This window comes from Christiangramia pacifica (assembly GCF_057221535.1).
The window spans coordinates 2,880,713-2,899,279 of the sequence record NZ_CM170146.1 but is presented as its reverse complement, the minus strand read 5'-3'; the positions used below and the strand labels follow the sequence as shown (position 1 = coordinate 2,899,279).

The window sequence follows — 18,567 nt, the reverse complement described above, 5'->3', positions numbered from 1 at the left end:
TAAATATTGACTAAATCAATACCTTATGAAGAAGATAATCTTCGTTTTTGTAGCTGCCATGTTCAGCTTTACCAATGCTAAAGCACAAATTTATGCCGATAATCAAAGCGCCTCTGTAACCGAGCAAGTGCTTAAAGAGTTAAACAGGGAGCGATCTTTGCTCAGCCAGAACCTCGAATTCAGAATTAAAGAAATAGATTCCAAGATCACCAATCTGGATGAAAGTATTAAAAACACCAATTCGGCTTCAGAAAAAGTTGAAAAATTGCTGGAAAGAGTGAAATTTCTGGAGGAAAGACAGGAGGAGATAGATAAGAATACGGTTAGTGTCTACAAGTATAATTACAGTTCAGCGGTGCTAAATCTTGCCTCGATGGAGCGAGAGATCAAACCTTTAAATCTCTTCAACACTTCCAGAGAGTTCTATACCACCCTGGATGCAGTTGGAAATCCTATGAATTATGAGGGATACCAGGAATGGTTTGGAAAATTTAAAGGCTACATAGCTGAGGAAAAGGAAGATGATGCACGTCTGGAAGCGCTAAATCATATGCTTCAGGTAACCGGAGATCTGGCAAAAGGAACACCTTTTACAGGTATGTTCGCCGGAAGTTTGATCGACGGCATTAGTCAGTTTGTGGGTTCGCTTAATAGAAGAGATAAGGAGTTAAGAGAGCAAAGTATTAAAATGCTGAAATTAACGACTTCAATTTCGCAGTTTACGCATGATAAAGATCTAATTGAAACGGAATGGGAGGCGATCAATAAAAGCCTGAATGAATTGAAAGAACTTCAGAATAAAGCTATGCAGGAAAACCTTGTTAAGATTCTGGATATTAAAAAGAAAGACTTCACCGAGAATTTTACGAATGAAACGGACGCGAAAAAACGTACACAATACATTCTGGATATTTCTAAAATTGCTGAAAATAGAATCGTAGAAGAGCGTAAAAATAATCCTGAAAATTGGAAACAGGAATATCACGACCAGATGCTGGCAGTTCAAAACCTGAAGATCAGATTTGGGATGCTTACATTTCGAATTCTTGAAAACCTTGACAAATACGAAAAACTGATCGCAAAATATCAGAATGATCCATTTCTTAAAGATGAAATGCAAACATTGAAACTCAAGCTAGATCTGGTTAGAAATAGTTTTGAATCCACATTTAATCCTCAGGAATATATTAAAGCTTCCAACGAAATGTACATCGTTGAATAAGGATCATTTCTTTTGATAATGATTTAATACAGCTTTAATTCCACGGATAGGGATAATGATCCATTCAGGACGGTTTTCAATTTCAAAATTCAATTCATGCAAAGCTTTTTCCAGTAAAAATGTATGCATGAGAATTTTAAAATCGTCCTGACTTTTTGGTACATAATCTTTATCTCCGGCCTTATCAAAATAGCCTTTAATATATAACCTGCTGATATAATAATGCCAGGTTTCAGCCCATTCCTCCAAATTCCCTTCTTTACGCTGTTGATTATATTCTTCTGAAAGGATACTACTATAAGCAGCATAATGTAAAGACCGAATCATGGCGGCAAGATCTCGCATTGCCGATCTTCTTATTCTTCTTTCGCTAAATGATTTCGATGGGTCTCCTTCAAAGCTATTCATGATATATTCTCGACCAGTCCAAAGAATCTGTCTCAAATGATAATCACCATGAGTCCTGATTTTCATCACAGGAATTTTATGATCATAGATATCTTTAAAACAGTTTAAGATCTCTTTTCTTGAAGCGATAATTTCTTCAGCTTCTTCACGGGTATCTTCAGGAAGTTCTTTTAAAACTGACTTTAGCTTTTCCAGACTTGTCCTGGTAAGCGTTTGTAAACCTGAAAAAAGAGATCTCTGGTAATGTAAAGAAGATTCTTCTTTATCAAAGTCTTTGTCTTTGCTGTGCTGAGATAAAGCATCGTGTAACTCGGCCGTGAATTCTCCAAGTTGATACATTCTTTCAGGAAGAATTATACCGGTCATTTCTTGAATTGACTGAGGAAATTCTTCATAACCCAAAGGTTCAGTAATATGATTATCTGGAGTTTCCAGTTCAATATTTTTTGAAGTGGTTAGTACCCGTTCAAAATATCGGTCCAGAGAATCTTTGACATGCGTCCATACTTCACCTTGATTCTCTTCAATTCGTTGAAGCATCCCGAAGTAATAGGGTTTCCCAATCTTCATATTGAACCTAATAGCTCCGGCATAATTTGATATTTTCTTAAAATCAGTTTTGGTAGATAGGAATTTTATGGTTTCTACATCAGGATTGAAGGTCTGGTCCAGCTTCCTGTATAATTTTAAAAACAGCAGATTATTGTAGGTGATAATTGTCTGCCTGTGCTCGGTACTCACGAGATCAGATCTAATCTCATCGTAAGAATAATCCAGAAGATCTTTATCTGATGAAAATTCTAATTCTCCAGAACCATTTTTTGATCTTTTAGCATCGATAAAACCTTTGAATAACTCATCTCTAAATTCCTCCGCGTAAACTGAATCAAATAAATATCCTTCATCCTCGCCAATCTGTAATTTCGCGATGATGCCTCTATTAGGAATTTCGCTGATCAGGTTTTCGTCCTTTATAGGAGCAAAGGAAACTGGTAATTGGTAATATTCCGGAAGGCCTTCGTTAAAAGTAACTTCAAGGATAAGGATTCGGGTAGGCAATTCCTCTACGACAAATTCGATTGATTCTTTAATTATAATGTCCTGAATAATTCTACCCCCGCTTTCAAACCATCTTCTATGCTCAAGATAAGGAGGTAAAATCTGACCGGATAACTTTTGAAGCGTCCGATTCTTCAGCAGATTATTCCAGTTATCAACATTCATGGAAGGAATTTTTGTTTCTCCTTCCACACGAGCTCTTTCCTTCTCTAATACGAACCAGTAATATCCGTGCGGAGAAAGTGTAAATAAATAAGGTCGTTCTGTGATGACCGGAAATTTATTATGACTGAAAACTTCTACCGGAGTATATCCTTTATATTCTTCAAGGTCTATTTCTGCCGGTTGTGAAAACCTGGAAAGGTTTGCTACCACCAGAATATTCTCATCTTCGTAAGTCCTTGTGTAAGCAATGATCTTTGAGTTTGCCGGGGATAGAAATTCAATGGCTCCACGGCCAAAAGCTTTAAATTTTTTACGCATCCCGATGATTCTCTTCATCCACCATAATAGGGAGGAGGAGATCATTTGTTGAGTTTCTACATTGATAGACTCGTATTTGTATTCTGGGTCAATGATCAATGGTAAATACAATTTTTGCGGGTTGGCGAGAGAAAAGCCTGCATTTCTATCTGCGGTCCATTGCATTGGAGTTCTTACGCCATCGCGATCTCCAAGGTAAAAGTTGTCACCCATACCTATTTCATCGCCGTAATAAATGATAGGTGTTCCAGGTAAAGAGAATAGCAGAACATTCATAAGCTCGATCTTACTACGGTTATTTTCTAGCAATGGAGCAAGCCTGTGCCTGATACCTACATTTATCTTAGCCTGGGGATCTTTAGTATAAACTTTATACATATAATCGCGTTCCTCATCAGTAACCATTTCCAGGGTTAACTCATCATGGTTTCTGAGAAAAATTCCCCACTGGCAATTTTCTGGGATTTCCGGAGTTTGATCTATAATATCAATAATAGGGTAGCGATCCTCCATTTTTACCGACATGAACATTCTCGGCATAATAGGAAAATGATAATTCATATGGCACTCGTCGCCATCACCAAAATAGGCAGCAGAATCCTCCGGCCACATATTCGCTTCGGCCAGCAATAGTTTATTATCGTATTTCTTATCAACGTGAGCTCTGAGCTTTTTCAGAAATTCATGCGTCTGCGGAAGGTTTTCGCAATTGGTATCTTCTCTTTCGAATAAATAAGGGACGGCATCCAGGCGGAAACCATCCACTCCCATTTCGCACCAGTAATCTAGAATATTAAAAACCTCTTCCTGAACCTGCGGATTGTCAAAATTGAGATCTGGTTGATGAGAAAAGAACCTGTGCCAGTAATAAGCTTTAGCTTCGGCATCCCAACTCCAATTAGACGGCTCGGTATCGGTAAAAATAATTCGAGCATCCTTATATTTTTGAGGATCGTCACTCCAGACATAATAATTTCTTTCGTCAGATCCTGCCGGAGCCTTTCTGGCTCTTTGAAACCATTCGTGCTGGTCTGAAGTATGATTGATCACAAGTTCAGTTATAACTTTTAGTCCGCGGTTATGGGCTTCATCAAGGAAAAGTTTGAAATCTTCAATATTTCCGTAAGATGGATTTATCGAATAATAATCTGCAATATCATATCCATCGTCTCTAAGTGGCGACGGATAAAAAGGTAATAACCATATTGCGGTCACGCCAAGGTCTTCGAGGTAATCAAGTTTTTGCATTAAACCTTCAAAATCACCAATGCCATCGCCATTCTTATCAAAGAAGGCTTTAATGTGTAATTCGTAAATGATGGTATCTTTATACCATTGGGTTTCTTCAGTACCTGATTTTACAGACATAAGCGGAGGATTATTCTATGGTTTGAAATTAGTTCTTCTAAATTTAAAAAATATGCCAGCCGCTTCAGTTAAAAAAATACTAAACAAATCTGCTAAAAGCTTGTTTCAGAAATGTTTTATTTGAAATTAAAGCTTGTGATGCATCCTATTAAATTCTCGATTCTAATACTTATCTTTGCAGCCGCAAAAACAAAGCATCTAAATAATATCATATGAAAGCTGGAATTGTAGGACTTCCTAACGTTGGAAAATCAACTCTTTTTAATTGTTTGAGTAATGCAAAAGCTCAAAGTGCAAACTTTCCTTTCTGTACTATTGAACCGAACGTTGGTGTGGTGAATGTTCCAGATCCAAGACTTCGGAAATTGGAAGAGCTGGTAAATCCTGAAAAAGTAATCCCTGCTACAGTTGAAATCGTTGATATTGCCGGGTTGGTAAAAGGAGCAAGTAAAGGAGAAGGTCTTGGTAATCAATTTCTTGGAAATATCAGGGAAACCGATGCAATTCTTCATGTTTTAAGATGTTTTGAAAATGACAATATTGTTCACGTAGATGGTTCTATAGATCCTATCAGGGATAAAGAAACCATTGATATGGAACTTCAGCTAAAAGATCTTGAGACTACAGAAAAGAAGCTGGAAAAAGTAAAAAGAGCTGCGAAAACAGGGAATAAAGAAGCTCAGAAGGAAGAAGCTGCTTTATTAAAAGTAAAAGCAGGTTTGGAAGCTGGAAAGTCTGTTAGAGCTATAGATCTTACTGAAGATGAAAGAAAAGAATTCATCGCTCCATTGCAATTCATTACCGATAAGCCGGTAATGTATGTATGTAATGTGGATGAAGGAGCTGCCGTAGAAGGAAATGCACACGTGGAAAGAGTGAGAGAAGCCGTAAAGGATGAAAATGCTGAGGTTTTGGTGCTAGCTGTAGGAACTGAAGCAGATATCACAGAATTAGATGATTTTGAAGAAAGACAGATGTTTCTTCAGGACATAGGACTTGATGAGCCTGGTTCAGCAAAACTTATTCGAGGTGCTTATGAATTATTAGATCTTCAAACCTATTTTACGGCCGGTGTTAAAGAGGTACGAGCCTGGACAATTACTGTAGGTTCTTCAGCTCCACAAGCTGCCGGAGTAATTCACACCGATTTCGAAAAAGGATTTATTCGTGCTGAGGTTATCGGTTATGACGATTATGTGAGTTATGGAAGCGAAGCTAAGGTGAAAGAGGCTGGTAAAATGAGAGTAGAAGGAAAAGAATATATCGTTAAAGATGGAGATGTGATGCATTTTCGATTTAATGTATAATCAGGAATTCTCTCGGTAATTTTTATAGCTTGCCTTCAGCGGCTATTTTCCTATTTCTCTAAGCAATTAACATTTCTTCCAAAATCTTTGTTAATTACTTTAGCGTATAACTATTTTAGTTTTTTAGCTATTGCCTTATATTTAGGCCATAACTCCATTACTACCTATGAGCGAGAATACTAAATATACCGAAGATAATATTCGGTCGTTAGACTGGAAAGAACATATTCGCATGCGTCCCGGGATGTACATCGGGAAGCTTGGAGATGGTTCCAGTCAGGATGATGGGATATATATTCTTTTAAAAGAGGTTATAGATAACAGTATTGATGAATTCGTGATGGGAGCAGGGAAGACTATAGAAATCTCTGTTCAGAACCAACGAGTTATTGTTCGTGATTACGGTAGAGGAATTCCACTTGGTAAAGTTGTAGATGTTGTGTCTAAAATGAATACCGGTGGTAAATATGATACCAGGGCTTTTAAAAAGTCGGTTGGTCTAAATGGGGTTGGTACCAAAGCGGTGAACGCTCTTTCTTCTTATTTCCGCGTGGAATCTTCCCGAGATTCAAAAAGTCATGCGGCTGAATTTGAACAAGGTGAATTAAAGGATGAAGAGCATCTAGATGAAACTTCCAGAAGAAGAGGAACTAAGATCACATTTATTCCTGATGAGGTCATTTTTAAGAATTATAAGTTCAGAAATGAATACATCGAAAAAATGCTCAAAAATTATGTTTATCTCAACCCGGGATTAACCATAGTTTTTAATGGTGAAAAGTTCTATTCAGAAAATGGATTGAAAGATCTTCTTGGCGACAGTATTAGCGAAGAGGATATGCTTTACCCGATTATCCACCTTCGTGGAGATGATATCGAAGTTGCCATCACGCATAGTAAATCGCAGTACAGCGAGGAATATCATTCTTTTGTGAATGGTCAGAATACTTCACAAGGTGGTACACACCTGGCGGCTTTTAGAGAAGCAGTGGTGAAAACCGTGCGTGAATACTACGGAAAGAATTATGAAGCCAGCGATATCAGAAAATCTATCGTTGCAGCGATCAGTATAAAGGTAATGGAACCGGTTTTCGAGAGTCAGACGAAAACCAAACTGGGTTCTACGGATATGGGGGGAAAACTTCCCACTGTTCGGACGTATATCAATGATTTTGTAAAAAGGAATCTTGATAATTACCTGCATAAAAATCCTGAAACTGCTGAAAATCTTCAGCGAAAGATCCTTCAGGCGGAAAGAGAACGCAAAGATCTCTCAGGAATTAGGAAACTGGCAAAGGATAGAGCGAAAAAAGCGAGTTTACATAATAAGAAATTAAGAGATTGCAGGGTTCACCTTGGAGATAGTAAACACGAACGTTGCCTGGAAACTACCTTGTTCATTACGGAGGGAGATTCGGCTAGTGGATCTATTACCAAAAGTCGGGATGTGGTTACCCAGGCGGTTTTTAGTTTAAAAGGTAAACCTTTGAATAGTTACGGACTTTCTAAAAAGATCGTTTACGAAAATGAGGAATTTAACCTACTCCAGGCAGCTCTAAATATAGAAGATTCCCTTGAAGATCTTCGATATAATAATATTGTGATCGCGACTGATGCCGATGTGGATGGTATGCATATCAGGTTATTATTGATCACTTTTTTCCTGCAATTTTTTCCGGAACTGATCAAAGAAAATCATTTGTATATTTTACAGACTCCTTTGTTCAGAGTTCGTAACAAAAAGGAAACTATTTACTGCTACAGTGAAATGGAGCGTAAACAGGCCATTGAAAAACTATCCGGAAAAGTTGAGATCACTCGATTTAAAGGTCTTGGGGAAATATCTCCTGATGAATTCGTTCATTTTATTGGAGAGGATATTCGTCTGGACCCGGTGATGCTGGACAAAGAAAAGTCTATCGAAGAAATGTTGAGTTTCTATATGGGCAAAAACACACCAGACCGTCAGGAGTTTATTATTGATAACCTGAAAGTTGAACTTGACCTTGTTGAAGAGCTTGGCATATGAGATTTACCAATAAAAGCGAGGTTAAGATAATACCGTCTATTTATATCGTTCTTGTTGCGGTATTTGTCACCAACATATTTGTAAATATAGAAATCATGGCTTCTTCTGAAACAGAACAGGAGATCACCTTCAGTCATTTTGTTCCAAATATTATCACCCTGCTTTTAGGTTTATACGTTCATAGAATAGGTCAGGCGTTCGATTTTGACAGCGATGGGGAAACCCTGAATTTTAAGAATAACGGAGTATTTTTTTCCAAGTTCATGGAATATAGAGTCAAGAAAGCAGAATTCCCAAAACGAAAACTGGGAAAATTCAAGTTCGTTGATTTTGGGATCTATTCAGCCTTGACCATTTATATTAAGTCCAGAAGAAAACAGGGCTACCGAAAATATACATTCAATACCACATTTTTAACCCGAAAAAAGAAAAGGGGAATGGTTGATTCTTTAAATAAAGTACTGCAAACCGTTCCTAAACCTACTGCCTAATGGAAGAAAACCAAGAAGGAGCTCAAGAAGAGCAGTTTGAAAGTAAAGAAGAACTTATAAAGGTAACCGGCATGTACAAAGACTGGTTCCTGGATTATGCTTCGTATGTGATCCTGGAACGGGCAGTACCTGCAATTGAAGACGGTTTTAAACCAGTGCAACGCCGAATCATGCACTCTATGAAAGATCTTGATGACGGGCGTTATAATAAAGTGGCCAATATCGTTGGTCACACCATGCAATATCACCCGCACGGTGATGCCAGTATTGGAGACGCCATGGTTCAAATTGGTCAAAAGGACATTCTTATTGATACCCAGGGTAACTGGGGAAATATTTTAACCGGTGACCGTGCAGCTGCTCCACGTTATATTGAGGCCAGGCTTTCTAAATTCGCTTTGGAAGTTCTTTTTAGTCCGAAGTTAACAGAATGGCAACTTTCTTATGACGGTAGAAAGCAGGAACCGGTAAATCTTCCGGTAAAATTCCCAATGCTTTTGGCACAGGGAGCCGAAGGTATTGCCGTTGGTTTGAGCACAAGGTTTCTGCCGCATAACTTCAACGAATTAATAGATGCGTCCATCAAGCATTTGCGCGGAAAAAGCTTTAAACTTTATCCTGATTTCCCAACGGGTGGAATTGCTGATATTTCAAATTATAATGACGGTCAAAGAGGTGGAAGAGTAAGAATTCGTGCAAAGATCAACCAGATCGATAAAAATACGTTGGTGATCAATGAGATTCCTTACGGAACCAATACTTCCAGCCTGATCGATTCAATTTTAAAGGCGAACGATAAGGGTAAGATTAAGATCAAAAAGATTGAAGATAATACTGCCGCTGAAGTTGAGATCCTGATACATTTACCAAACAATATTTCTCCTGATAAGACTATTGACGCTTTATATGCATTCACGCAATGTGAAAATTCCTTGGCGCCTTTGGGATGTGTGATCATCGATCATAAACCGGTTTTCCTTGGAGTTTCAGACGTATTGCGTAGGTCTACAGATCATACGCTTCATCTCTTGAAAAGGGAGCTGGAGATCAAACTTGATGAACTTGAAGAACAGTGGCATTTCGCTTCTTTGGAAAGAATTTTTATTGAAAATCGTATCTATCGCGATATAGAAGAGGAAGAGACCTGGGAAGGAGTGATCCAGGCGATAGATAAAGGATTAAAGCCCCATACAAAGCATTTAAAAAGAGCAGTTACCGAAGAAGATATTGTTCGGTTAACCGAAATTCGCATCAAAAGGATTTCGAAATTCGACATTGATAAGGCTCAGCAAAAGATTGATGCGTTGGAAGGAGACATTGCTCAGGTGAAGCATCATTTGGACAATATTGTAGATTTTGCAGTAGATTATTTTAAAAAGCTTAAAAAGGATTACGGTGCTGGTCGTGAAAGAAAGACAGAATTAAGGTTATTCGAAGATATTGAAGCTACCAAGGTAGTAATTCGAAACACCAAGCTTTACGTGAATAGAGCAGAAGGATTTGTAGGTACTTCTCTGAAGAAAGATGAATATGTGACCGATTGTTCAGATATTGATGATGTGATCTGTTTTACTGCAGATGGTAAAATGATGGTTACCAAAGTTGATACCAAGACTTTTATTGGAAAAGACATCATCCACGTTGCGATATTTAAGAAAAAGGACAAGCGAACTACTTATAATATGATCTACCGCGATGGAAAATCAGGTAAAACCTATGTAAAAAGGTTTGCGGTAACTTCAGTAACTCGTGATCGTGAATATGATTTAAGTCAGGGTAAAAAAGATTCCAAGGTATTATATTTCTCTGCGAATCCAAATGGAGAAGCCGAAGTGGTAACCGTTTTATTGCGCCAGGTAGGCAGTATTCGCAAGGTGAAGTTCGATCTTGATTTTGCAGAAATTCTAATAAAAGGAAGAAACGTAAAAGGTAATATCGTAACCAAATATTCAGTTAAACGAATAGAATTGAAGGAAGAAGGTGTTTCAACCTTAAAGCCTAGAAGAATATGGTTTGATGATACGGTGAAAAGGCTGAATGTAGATGAACGCGGAGAATTGCTAGGTGAATTCAGAGGTGAAGATCGGTTATTGATCATTACCCAGGATGGCGTGGCTAAAACGATCAAGCCTGAACTTACAACCAGGTTCGACGAGGAAATCATCGTACTGGAAAAATGGATAAAGGACAAACCGATTTCTGCGATCTATTGGGAACCTGAAAAAGAGCGCTATTATGTGAAGCGATTCCTGATTGAACATCCTGATAAAGAAGAGAAATTCATTTCAGATCACGAGGATTCTTTCCTTGAATTAGTTTCGACCGATTATTATCCTATGGCTGAGATCGTTTATACCAAACCAAAAGGTAAGGAGCGCAGGGATAATGAAGAAGTGAATCTGGAGGAATTCATTTCAGTGAAAGGCATAAAGGCTTTAGGGAATCAACTCACTTCTGAAAAGGTGAACCAGATAAATCTACTGGATCCTATGCCATACGAAAAGCAGGAAGATGAAGCTGAAGATGAGGAAGATGATAAATCTTCGGAAATCACCGGGGAAGATATTAAAGCTGGAAGTATAAAAGCACCGGATAAAAAATCAAAATCAGACGATCAACCCTCCTTATTTGACGAATAATGGGAATATTTAAAGAATTTAAAGAGTTTGCCGTAAAGGGCAATATGATAGACATGGCAGTTGGTATCATTATAGGTACCGCCTTTAATAAGGTTGTTGATGTCTTAGTGAAACAAGTGATAATGCCGCCATTGAGTATGCTCACCAATGGTGTTAATTATGCCGATAGAAAAATCATTCTTCAGGATGCTGTTGGTGTTGAAGGAGAAACTGGTTTTGTAGAAGAAGTATCCATTGGTTATGGATTGCTGATCGAAACGCTGGTAGATTTTCTGGTAATTGGTTTTGTAGTTTTCCTGGTGGTTAAATTCATGAACCGATTTAGAAACAAAGCCCAGGACCCTAAAAACAAGCAGGTAGTTACTCCAAAAGATATCGAATTACTGTCGAATCTAAATGACCTGATGGAGGAGCAGAATAAAATTTTAAAGCAACGTCAGAATTAGTCTGCAGAAACTTTTCTAACCTGCCCTCTGGCTTTCTTAGGATCTCCAACCTGCCCGTATTCAAATTTATAGGTATCACCTTCTGTGGTGAGTATTTTAATATGAATTGGCTTTTCTTCAGCCATTCCTTTAGGGTTAAGATTTTTCAGGATATACTCACAATCGTTGATCCAGCGAATCGATGAGGTGTCGGTCTTACCTTGGTATTCTTCGATCTCTATACTATCATTCCTGATAAACCTGGACGTTTGTAATTCTCCATTGATATATGTCTCGAATTCAAAAGTACCGGTTTTAAAATCTTCGCATTTTCTTTCGGCATTAAAGCAGGAATAGAAGAAAAAAACTAACATCAGGGGTATAAATCTTTTCATACCGCAAAATAATTCAATTTAAACGGGATTATCAATTTTCGAAGGCCTCAAAACTTCCATCAGTATAAAAGATCACAATTTTCTGAATTTGTTTTCCAGATCTATTCGATGGAAGATTCACTGGAGTATTTCTTTCATCAGATCTTTCCTGGATATTTACATTTGAAATTTGGTCTGTAGTAGACTGAATTTTTTTAACCGGTTCTTTTGTTGAATTAGATTCAGAACTGCTAGGGAAGGATCCCTTTCCATTAAGTAACCAATACAATTCTACTTCGGGAAAATTTTTCACAACCTTCATCACAAAATCTAAACTTGGCTTATTTCTGCCGGATAAAATATGGGAGATGGAAGAGCGTCCAACTTCAATTTTATCGGCAAAACTTGCTGCTGAAATATCGTAATAATCAAGGATCTTATTAAGCCTTGCAGAGAATTTTTCAGTGTTTACCATTGTAACAAAGATGAGATATGAATTGTATTTACAAATGTAAATAATATTTACAAAGTAACATAGTTACATCTGTAAACATTTGGAATATATAACAACAATTACTTTAAATAAGTAAGTATAAATAACTAAAAAATAGAATTTTAGACTCAATATTATTTTATATAGGAATTTTTCCAATGAGTAAGAGTATTGGTATTTACAGGTTGTTTACAATTGTGTATAGATTTGTAAATTCTATCTGTTTACAATTGTAAAATATGTATTGTTTAGTTTTGTAAACATGAAGAACGAGGCATTACTTGAAGCATTTGAGCAGGGCTTTTACCAAAGCTTAAAATTCGATGAAATTTCAGGTCGTTATGTGACAAATAAAGATCTGGATATCGTGCGGAATAAATTCGATACAAAATTTCCATCTGAGAAAATAGGAAGTTCTGTGGAGGACAGATCTATTTATAATTTCAAGATCGGAAATGGCAAAAGAAAGATTTTGATCTGGTCACAAATGCACGGAAATGAATCTACTACTACTAAAGCGCTTTTCGATCTATTTAATTTTCTTCTAAGGGAAGAGGATGAAATTGTGAAAGGAATTATTAATTCATGCTCCTTATATATCATTCCGATTTTAAATCCTGATGGAGCTCATTATTATACGAGGGTTAATGCCAATGGTGTCGACTTAAATCGCGATATGCAGAATTTAAGTCAGCCTGAAAGTAAGCTTCTAATGAAAGTTTACCGTGAATTCCAACCGGATTTCTGTCTTAATCTGCATGATCAGCGAACAATTTTTAGTGCCGGGGACAAGCCCAGGCCGGCTACGCTTTCATTTCTGACGCCATCAATGGATAAGGACCGAACTATAGATGAGTTCCGAAAAAAAAGCATGAAAGTTATAGCTGGCATTGCTGAAGATCTCGAGAAGTATCTTTCTGGTCATATAGGCAGGTATGATGATGGATTTAATATCAATTGTGCTGGTGATACTTTTCAGAATCTATCTACTCCCACGATTTTATTTGAAGCGGGTCATTCTGTAAACGATTATACCAGACAGAAGACCAGGATGCAGGTATTCAGGGCTCTTTTATCCGCGATTTATCAAATAGCTAATAATCATATCGAAACTGATGAATATGAGCATTACTTCCAGATTCCTGAAAATCAAAAATTATTTAATGATATTATAATTAGAAGGGCTTTGCTTGATGGGGAGTTGAAAGATATAAGTATTCAGTTCAGAGAAGTTTTAAAAGGAAGCGAAATTGATTTTATTCCGGTAATTGAAAAAATATCCCCAAAAATTTCGAATTATGGACTTCGGGAAATTGATGCTGAGGAAAATGCAATAAAACTACCGGATAATTCAGAAATTATCGAAAACGTTATAGTTAATAAAATTATCTTAAATAATGAGGAATTAGAGCTTAAACTCCAATAAATATCCAATTATTTGTCAATAATTCAATGATTTTGTATTAATTTTGAAGTTCATTAAAAAAAAAGGACTTTAAAATGGCTAAGTTTAAATTAGACGAAACAGACCACCAGATTCTTGATATGCTTATTGAGAATACCAGGACACCATTTACAGATATTGCTAAAAAACTTCTTATTTCTGCCGGAACGGTTCATGTAAGAGTTAAGAAAATGGAAGAAGCAGGGATAATCATAGGTTCTTCATTAACTCTGGATTATAAGAAACTTGGATATGCCTTTATCGCCTATGTAGGTGTATTTCTGAAAAATACCTCTCAGACAAAATTCGTACTTGAACGAATCAATGAGATCCCTTTTGTAACCGTTGCTCATGTTACTACTGGCAAATTTAATGTGTTTTGTAAGATTCGTGCGAAGAATACGCAGCATGCCAAAGATATTATCTTTCTTTTAGATGATATTGAAGGAGTTTATAGAACTGAGACAATGATTTCCCTTGAAGAGAGTATAAATGATAAAAAGAGATTGATGCATTCTATCTTTAAAGACATGTAAGCAGTCCTAAACTTATATTAAAGAACCCTTTAGACTGCTTTGTTTAAGGGGTTTTTTTATAAATTTAAAATAATTGACCACCCTAAAAATAAATTATGCACAGAGAACCAAGATTAGATAGATTTAATGACAACGTGCTTGCAAAATACGAGGTTTATAATAGTATTTTTTTGACCTTACCGTATGATGATATCAGAAAGACAGGCGCGTTATTGCCTCTTTTTCAGGAGATTTGTGAAAATGGATTTGAAAATAATGAAAATCCCTCACAAATAGTGGACAGATTTTTTCAGAAATATGGAGAAAATCCTTCTGAGGAAGAAAAAGTTGACCTATTATTTAGATTTATACAATATATAGAAAGACAGGTTGTATTATTTGATGCGATTGAAGATGCATCATTTTCAATCGTTAATAATATGGACGGACGCGGAACTTTGCGTAGTGTAAAGGAAGAAGCAGAAGCCAAACAGAAAGTTGAAGAGTTAAAGGAGTATTTAAAGCGATTCAATGTAAGGCCCACTCTTACAGCGCATCCAACTCAATTCTACCCGGGAACAGTTCTTGGAATTATCACAGATCTTGATAAGGCAATTCAGAAAAATGACCTGGTTAAGATTAAGCAGGTATTAGCTCAATTAGGTAAGACCCCATTCTTTAAGAAAGAAAAACCAACACCTTATGATGAGGCGGTGAGTTTAATATGGTATTTTGAAAATGTTTTTTACCAGAGTGCGAGTAAAATTCATAATTACATTCAGCAAAATATTTTTGATGGTGAAGATGTCGGGAACCAGGTGATCAATCTTGGATTTTGGCCAGGAGGTGACCGTGATGGTAACCCATTTGTAACTACAGATATTACGCTTAGAGTAGCTAAAAGACTTAGAAGAACAATTCTTCTGAACTATTACCGTGACATAAGAAAGTTGAAAAGAAGGTTAACCTTCAGAGAAGTGCATGAGCTTATGACCGAGATCGAAAAAGGTCTTTATGATTCAGCAATTTCCAAGTCAGGAAATATTAAACTTTCACTTGAAGAGCTTAAGTCTAAGCTGTATAAAATCAGAGAAATACTTGTTGAAAGGCATCAATCTCTATTTATTGATGAAGTGGATGATATGCTGAATAAAGTAAACCTTTTTGGATATCATTTTGCTACGCTGGATATCCGTCAGGATTCAAGTATTCACCAGGAAGTTCTTGAAGAGATCAGCAAATCTCATCCAGATCTGATCTCTTCAGATTATAATAATATGAGTGATGAAGATCAGATAAAATTGCTCAGCAATGTTCAGGGAAAAATTGACCCTGAAAAAATGGAAGAAGGAATGGCGAAAGCTACTATTTCTTCAATTTATGCAATGCAGGAAATTCAGGAAAAAAGTGGTGAGCTTGGAGCGAACCGTTATATTATAAGTAACTGTGGAAGTGTTCAGGGAGTACTTCAACCATTTGCCTTTATTCGAATGACCGGCTGGGAAAAACCTACGGTAGATGTAATTCCATTATTTGAAACTGTACCAGATCTTCAGGATGCACATAATGTAATGGAGAAATTATATACCAATCCGGTTTATAAAGAACATCTGGAGCGCAGAGGAAATAAGCAAACGATTATGCTAGGCTTTAGCGATGGTACTAAAGATGGTGGATATTTGATGGCCAACTGGAGTATTTATAAAGCTAAAGAGGCACTGACAAAAATATCTAGAGAATACGGTATCAAAGTGGTCTTTTTTGATGGTAGAGGAGGACCACCGGCCAGAGGAGGAGGAAAAACTCATCAATTCTATGCTTCTCTGGGACCAACTATTGAAAATGAAGAAATTCAATTGACAGTTCAGGGACAGACGATTAGCTCTAATTTTGGAACGAAAGATTCCTGTACATACAACCTTGAGCAGTTATTGAGTTCAGGAGTTGCTAACGAGATCTTTAGTAACGGAAAGAATGCCTTAAGTGATGAGGACAGGCAGACCATGACAGATCTTGCGGAAATTAGTTATGAAACATATACAAATTTCAAAAAGCATCCTAGATTTATTCCGTACTTAGAAAAGATGAGTACTTTGAAGTACTACGCCAAAACCAATATTGGAAGTAGACCTTCTAAAAGAAATAAATCAGCAGAATTAAACCTTTCCGACCTTCGTGCCATTCCATTTGTAGGAAGCTGGAGCCAGTTGAAACAAAATGTTCCAGGTTTCTTCGGTGTGGGAACGGCGATGGAGAACCTTGATAAAAAAGGCGAATTTGATAAGGTGAAACAACTATATGAGAATTCTGAATTTTTCAGGACCTTACTGGAGAATAGTATGATGAGTCTTACCAAGTCATTCTTTCCTTTAACCGCTTACATGAAGAATGATGAGGAATTCGGTGAATTCTGGCAACTTATTCATGAGGAGTTCGAAAGAACCAAGAAAATGCTTCTGAAAGTTACCGGTTATAATATTCTAATGCAGAATCAACCTGCAGGTAGAGCTTCAATTCAGGCACGTGAAAGAATTGTATTACCATTACTTACTATTCAGCAGCACGCCTTGAGAATGGTTCAGGAATTAAGTAAAAATCCTGAAAATGCTGGAGAAAAGCTGGAGATTTTTGAAAAGATGGTAACACGCTCTCTTTATGGTAATATTAATGCAAGTAGAAATTCAGCTTAAATGATAAAATCTGAACTTACCAAAGGTGAAATAGGAGAATTTTACCTGGGTTATATCGATCGTATTCCTGAGAATGCTGAGCTTATTCAAACTTTGGAAGAGAATACGAAAGAATTTAGTGAATTTCTAAGTACGATACCTGAAGACAGATGGGACTATCGTTATGCTCCGGGAAAATGGACCATTCTTGAAATGGTTCAGCATATTATAGACACCGAGCGCATCTTTCAATACAGGGCCTTATGTTTTGCCAGAAATGAAAATGCCTCACTTCCGGGTTTTGATCATGATATTTATGTGCTGAATTCTGATGCTGAAAAGCGTGATCCTGATGATCTTATTGCTGAATTTAAATGTGTGAGAGAATCCTGTTTATTTCTTTACAAAAGTTTATCAGAAGATAAATTGAAAGTAAGTGGAAATATGAACGATATGAATGCAACGCCCAGGGCCATTGGATATATAATGGCCGGGCATGCGTTGCATCATAAAGAGGTGATCACTAATAAGTATCTTTGATGCTCTCATCTCTGAAAATCTTTTTTAAGTTACTCAAGAAAACCTATATAAGCTGGGATAAGAATGAGCCATACGCGAGAAGTGCTACGATTGCGTATTATGCCCTTTTCTCACTGCCATCATTATTAATAATCGTAGTTAGCATTGCAGGTTACTTTTTTGGTAGAGAAGCTGTTCAGGGTAGAATTACGGGACAAATAGGTCAGTTTATAGGTACCGATGCTTCCAAAGCAATCGAGAATATGATCGAAAATGCTGCCCTTTCACAGGATTCCACACTTGCTATTGTCTTTGGATTTGCTATGCTTATATTTGGTGCAACTGGAGTTTTTTTTCAACTGAAAATAGCGATGAATAATATATGGAATGTCGCAGCCAGAAAAACCAATTTTTTCAGACTAATTCTGGACAGGGTAATTTCCTTAGGAATGGTGCTCGTGATTGGTTTATTACTTTTGATCGCATTAGTGATTTCAGCTATTATGAAACTTATTGCCGACAGGGCTGAAGTTATCTTGCCTAATATTACTGAATTTGTCTTGAATGCTGCAAATTCCATTCTTTCATTCGTATTTATTACCGCCTTATTCGCAATGATTTTCAAATTATTACCGGATATCAAGATCAGATTAAGAACAACTATTACAGGTGCCGCTTTAACATCAATTCTCTTTTTAATTGGAGAGTGGCTCATCAGTTTTTATTTTGGTCAAAGCGAACCGGCTTCAGTTTATGGTGGTGCTTCTTCAGTGGTCTTGATATTACTTTGGGTTTATTATACCTGTCTTATTTTATTTTTTGGAGCTGAGTTCACTGTACAGTATGCATTGATCAAAAAAGAGAAGGTAGAACCGAATAGATTCGGAGAACCGGCTATTTACCAGGAAATGGAAAAACTGGAAAAACGTAGAGTACAATTGAAAGAAGAGAAATATATTGTAGACCGACTCAAATCTTACCTGGATATTGACGAGGAAAAAGAGAAAGACGGCGATTCAACTTCAACTTAATAAAGCTTTAACTGAAATAGGCCTACTTTTAGTAGAGCCTTAATAGACTTTCCCTTAAGTGGTTTTTATCTTTACCAAAACAAAAAAATTA

14 protein-coding genes are annotated in these 18,567 nt (G+C 36.9%); 11 read left to right on the top strand and 3 right to left on the bottom strand.

Annotated features, from left to right (window positions below):
* Positions 1-25 precede the first annotated feature (25 nt).
* Positions 26-1,222, top strand: coding sequence for a hypothetical protein (locus AC2S94_RS13285; protein ID WP_484629055.1), 1,197 nt, complete (start codon positions 26-28; stop codon positions 1,220-1,222).
* Positions 1,223-1,225: 3 nt separating this feature from the next.
* On the opposite strand, the gene treS is transcribed toward AC2S94_RS13285, so the two are convergent.
* Positions 1,226-4,540 (bottom strand): maltose alpha-D-glucosyltransferase, encoded by a 3,315-nt coding sequence (gene treS, locus AC2S94_RS13280; protein ID WP_484629054.1) that lies wholly within the window; start codon positions 4,538-4,540, stop codon positions 1,226-1,228.
* A gap of 212 nt (positions 4,541-4,752) precedes the next feature.
* Here treS and ychF point away from each other — a divergent pair, with 212 nt between their 5' ends.
* The 5 genes from ychF to mscL all read left to right on the top strand — a co-directional run bounded on the left by ychF (position 4,753) and on the right by mscL (position 11,452).
* Positions 4,753-5,847 carry a redox-regulated ATPase YchF gene (gene ychF, locus AC2S94_RS13275; protein WP_484629053.1) on the top strand — a complete coding sequence of 365 codons (1,095 nt, stop codon included), beginning with the start codon at positions 4,753-4,755 and terminating at the stop codon, positions 5,845-5,847.
* 166 nt (positions 5,848-6,013) lie between these two features.
* The gene (locus AC2S94_RS13270) at positions 6,014-7,876 is read left to right on the top strand and encodes a DNA topoisomerase IV subunit B (protein ID WP_484629052.1); all 1,863 of its coding nucleotides are present in this window, start codon (positions 6,014-6,016) and stop codon (positions 7,874-7,876) included.
* On the top strand, positions 7,873-8,367 hold the full coding sequence (locus tag AC2S94_RS13265) for a hypothetical protein (protein WP_484629051.1): 495 nt from the start codon (positions 7,873-7,875) through the stop codon (positions 8,365-8,367). The genes AC2S94_RS13270 and AC2S94_RS13265 overlap by 4 nt, the downstream gene beginning before the upstream one ends.
* Positions 8,367-11,006 carry a DNA gyrase/topoisomerase IV subunit A gene (locus AC2S94_RS13260; protein WP_484629050.1) on the top strand — a complete coding sequence of 880 codons (2,640 nt, stop codon included), beginning with the start codon at positions 8,367-8,369 and terminating at the stop codon, positions 11,004-11,006. The genes AC2S94_RS13265 and AC2S94_RS13260 overlap by 1 nt, the downstream gene beginning before the upstream one ends.
* Complete coding sequence (gene mscL / locus AC2S94_RS13255; RefSeq protein ID WP_484629049.1) at positions 11,006-11,452, top strand: large conductance mechanosensitive channel protein MscL; 447 nt, start codon at positions 11,006-11,008, stop codon at positions 11,450-11,452. The genes AC2S94_RS13260 and mscL overlap by 1 nt, the downstream gene beginning before the upstream one ends.
* Here mscL and AC2S94_RS13250 read toward each other — a convergent pair.
* Together AC2S94_RS13250 and AC2S94_RS13245 are read right to left on the bottom strand one after the other, a co-directional pair.
* On the bottom strand, positions 11,449-11,826 hold the full coding sequence (locus AC2S94_RS13250) for a DNA topoisomerase IV (protein WP_484629048.1): 378 nt from the start codon (positions 11,824-11,826) through the stop codon (positions 11,449-11,451). The two genes, mscL and AC2S94_RS13250, sit on opposite strands and share 4 nt — an antisense overlap.
* A gap of 31 nt (positions 11,827-11,857) precedes the next feature.
* Entirely contained in the window at positions 11,858-12,280 is a 423-nt protein-coding gene (locus AC2S94_RS13245) for a helix-turn-helix domain-containing protein (protein WP_484629047.1), read from the bottom strand.
* A 280-nt stretch (positions 12,281-12,560) separates the two neighbouring features.
* Between AC2S94_RS13245 and AC2S94_RS13240 the strand changes: the two genes are divergently transcribed.
* The 5 genes from AC2S94_RS13240 (at position 12,561) to AC2S94_RS13220 (ending at position 18,476) form a co-directional block, all read left to right on the top strand.
* Positions 12,561-13,724 carry a M14 family metallopeptidase gene (locus tag AC2S94_RS13240; RefSeq protein WP_484629046.1) on the top strand — a complete coding sequence of 388 codons (1,164 nt, stop codon included), beginning with the start codon at positions 12,561-12,563 and terminating at the stop codon, positions 13,722-13,724.
* Positions 13,725-13,798: 74 nt separating this feature from the next.
* A complete protein-coding gene (locus AC2S94_RS13235; protein ID WP_089664830.1) occupies positions 13,799-14,278 on the top strand; it encodes an Lrp/AsnC family transcriptional regulator in 480 nt (159 codons plus the stop codon).
* Between the two features lie 95 nt (positions 14,279-14,373).
* Positions 14,374-16,947, top strand: coding sequence for a phosphoenolpyruvate carboxylase (locus AC2S94_RS13230; RefSeq protein WP_484629045.1), 2,574 nt, complete (start codon positions 14,374-14,376; stop codon positions 16,945-16,947).
* The gene (locus AC2S94_RS13225; RefSeq protein WP_484629044.1) at positions 16,948-17,466 is read left to right on the top strand and encodes a DinB family protein; all 519 of its coding nucleotides are present in this window, start codon (positions 16,948-16,950) and stop codon (positions 17,464-17,466) included.
* A complete protein-coding gene (locus AC2S94_RS13220; RefSeq protein ID WP_484629043.1) occupies positions 17,466-18,476 on the top strand; it encodes a YihY/virulence factor BrkB family protein in 1,011 nt (336 codons plus the stop codon). The genes AC2S94_RS13225 and AC2S94_RS13220 overlap by 1 nt, the downstream gene beginning before the upstream one ends.
* Positions 18,477-18,567: the final 91 nt, after the last annotated feature.